Genomic DNA, 3007 nt, shown 5'->3' on the forward strand with positions numbered 1-3007 from the left:
GTCTTTGTCCTGCGCCCTCTCGATCCTGGCGCAACCTGCTTCCGCCGTTGTCGGAGGCGTCAATTCGCGCGATGCGAACGGCACGCGCGCCTCGACCGTCAGGGTCGAGACCAGCCGGGGCGAGCTCTGCTCCGGGGCTGTCATCGCACCTGAAATCATCCTCACGGCCGCGCATTGCCTGATGGATGGCGGCTCGATCAGCGTCGTCAGCCTCGATCCGCGCTTCCGGGCGCGGCGCCAGCCCGTCATCGCCGTGCTGCCGCATCCGAGCTTCGTGCCCGGCACGACGCCGCGCACGCAGCCGGGCACCGATCTCGCCTTGCTGCGTCTGGCGCAGCCCCTGCCGCTCGACATTCAGCCGCTCGCTGTCGGCAGCTATCTCTCGCAGGGCGAGACCGTCACCATGGCGGGCTACGGCCTTTCCGCCGAGGACAACAAGCGCACGGCGCGACGCCTGCGGGAGACGCAGCTCGTCAACGCCGGCAACTACACCACACAGAACACCGTCAAGGTCGCCGTCGATGTCGAGGCGCGGGGCGAAACGCCCGGCGCCGGCGCCTGCCGCGGCGATTCGGGTGGGCCGGTCCTGCGCGGCTCCTCCCGCTCGCGCGATCTCGTCGGCATCGTCAGTTGGTCGAGTGGACCGCTGAAGACGCGCGCGCGCCGCATCTGCGGCGGCTTCACCGCGATTACCCCGGTGAGCGACCATCGGGACTGGATCGCCACGGGCAGCGCGCGGTTGCTGGCGCTGGGAGCGGACGGCCGCTCGGAGGAGGCCGTCCAGCCGCAGGTCAGTTCCGGCTGGAGCTGGTGGCTTTCGCGCTGACGGGGAATAAGGACGCCCCGCACCCTGGCGGGGATGCGGGGCGCGCCTCGATCGTCAGACGGCGAATTTGAGGCCCTTGATCGCAGCGAAGTCCTGCACGCCGCCACCCACGCGCTTGGTGGTGTAGAACAGCACGTAAGGCTTGGCGGAATAGGGGTCGCGCAGGATGCGCACGCCGGCCCGGTCGACAACGAGATAGCCGCGCCGGAAATCGCCGAAGGCGACCGAGACGGCGTTGTTGGCGATATTGGGCATGTCCTCCGCCTCGACCAGCGGGAAGCCGAGCAGCGTCGCCGGCGCCCCTGCGGAAGCCGGCGGCTGCCAGAGATAATTGCCGTTGGCATCCTTGAACTTGCGGACCGTTCCTTGCGTCTTGCGGTTCATCACGAAGGAGGCGTTCTGGCGATAGCCGGCCTTCAGCGCGTAGACGAGGTCGACCAGCACGTCGGACGGGTTGGAGGCGGCGAAGGCCCCGGCGACGCCGGTGTTGAGCACGCCGATATTGCCCCAGCTCCAGCTCGCTTCCGCCACCGTCGGATAGGCCAGGAAGCCCTTGGGCTTGTCGGTGCCGTCGCCGTTGACGAAGGCCGCGCCCTCCTGTTCGGCGAAGGCGCTCTCGACCTCCTCGGCAATCCACTGGTCGATGTTCACGATGGCGTCGTCGAGCAGCGTCTGCGTCGCGGCCGGCATGGCGTAAAGCTCCATCGCCGGGAAGGAGAGCTCGGCCAGCGTGGGCGAGCCCGTCTGGGAACGCGCCGCCGCCTCCGCGACCCAGCCGGAAGCCGGGCCGGTCGTGGAGAAGGCCTTCTTGTAGGTGCCCGACGAGATGGTGCGGACGGTCGCGAGGGAACGGATCGGCGAGACATGGGCCAGGCGGCGCAGGATCTCGCCCTCGACGGTCGACGGCGCCAGATAGCCGCCATCCGGGCCGGAGCCGGTCGAAAGCGCCTTGGCTTCCAGGCGCTTCAGCCCCCCGGCCTCGCCGGTGCGGACATAGGCCGCAAAGGCGGCCTTGTGTTCGGCGACGAGCGGGTCGCGGCCATGAGCGCCCTGGCCGTCATGGCTCAGCGCCGGACGGCCGCGCTCCAGCGTCAGCCGGTCGATGCGGCGCATGGTGTCGTCGAGCGCGGCGTCGATGCGGACGAGCTTCTCCTCGGTCAGCGGATCGGCGCTGTTGCGGGCCTCGATCTCCGCAAGGCGCTCGTCATTCGCAGCGCGATAGCTTTCCAGCGTGTAGCGCAGATCCTCGAAGGCAAGCGCGAGGTCGAGAGCTTGCCGCGCACGAAGAGGCCGCGACTGTCCTCGGCGAGGCTGAGCCAGCGGCCGAGGGGCTCGGCCGGGTCGTGCTGCCAGAGCAGCTTGACGCCGGAAGGGCCGCGCCGGGCGATGCTGTCGCGGAAGGCGCCGGGCTCGACCACGTCCTTGCCGAGATCGGGGATGCGGAAGAGGCTGGCATAGCCCTCGAAACTGCCGTCGACGGCAATGCGCGAAGGTTGCAGGGGCAGCAGTTTGGATTCGAGCGGAAGACGATGGAGATCGCTCATCGACCGCCCTCCCCGCCGCTTCCGCGCTGTCTCTCGCCAGCCTGGGGCTGCCCGCCCTCCAGCTTGGCCAGGTTACGGACGAAGCGGCTGAAGGTCTCCGTCGTCACGCTGCCCGGCCTCGCCTTGGCCGGCTGCGCATGGCCGGCTCCTTGCCGGATCGATGCCGGTTTCGCATCGCTGCTGCCTTTCATGACTGATCCCCCTCATGGCGTGCGTTGAAGCGGTTGAGCTCGCGGACGAAATCGTCGAAGCGCCGGTTCGCCGCCGTCAGCTCGCGCAGGACGAGCCAGGCGAGGCCGGATGCGCTCGCGGCCCAGAGCAGCAGGCCGAGATGGCCGACATCGGCCCGGCCGATGAAGGCCGTGRCGATCTGGTCGAGCATGGTCATGATGGCTCCTTCCCGGAGGCACGCCGGCCGTAGCCGACTGCCTCGCGTTTCTCGTCGTCGTCGAGGAAATCCGCCGCACCGAGGCGCCGCCAGAGCGATTCCCGCTCGTCGGCCAGCGCCTCGACCGCATCGAGATCGGGCTCCAGCGAGAGCTCGTCACCGAAGGCGGCCCCGAGCCACTGCGCCAGCGATTGCGCCGATCGTCTCACCAGCGGAATCACGGTCTGGCGCCAGAGCGCGCGGTTGGCC

The 3007-nt window shown here is 69.5% G+C and carries 3 protein-coding genes and 2 pseudogenes; 1 reads left to right on the forward strand and 4 read right to left on the reverse strand.

What is annotated here, in order from left to right; genetic code table 11:
- Positions 1 to 826, forward strand: an 826-nt coding sequence (locus AB4Y99_RS27255; RefSeq protein WP_441525541.1) for a S1 family peptidase, incomplete at its 5' end; no start/stop codon positions are given.
- Positions 827 to 880: 54 nt separating this feature from the next.
- Here AB4Y99_RS27255 and AB4Y99_RS27260 read toward each other — a convergent pair.
- From AB4Y99_RS27260 to AB4Y99_RS27275, 4 genes and pseudogenes are all read right to left on the reverse strand, one after another.
- Positions 881 to 2068 (reverse strand): phage major capsid protein, encoded by a 1188-nt coding sequence (locus AB4Y99_RS27260; protein ID WP_441525543.1) that lies wholly within the window; start codon positions 2066 to 2068, stop codon positions 881 to 883.
- Positions 2069 to 2091: 23 nt separating this feature from the next.
- Positions 2092 to 2370, reverse strand: a pseudogene (locus AB4Y99_RS27265) (HK97 family phage prohead protease); the annotation flags it as partial.
- Between the two features lie 187 nt (positions 2371 to 2557).
- Positions 2558 to 2758, reverse strand: a complete 201-nt coding sequence (locus tag AB4Y99_RS27270; protein ID WP_441525542.1) for a hypothetical protein — start codon at positions 2756 to 2758, stop codon at positions 2558 to 2560.
- Positions 2755 to 3007 (reverse strand): annotated as a pseudogene (locus AB4Y99_RS27275) (phage portal protein); the annotation flags it as partial. The gene AB4Y99_RS27270 and the pseudogene AB4Y99_RS27275, both read right to left, overlap by 4 nt.

It is taken from the genome of Allobosea sp. TAB14 (assembly GCF_052113865.1).
In the GTDB taxonomy this organism is placed as follows: domain Bacteria; phylum Pseudomonadota; class Alphaproteobacteria; order Rhizobiales; family Beijerinckiaceae; genus Allobosea; species Allobosea spartocytisi.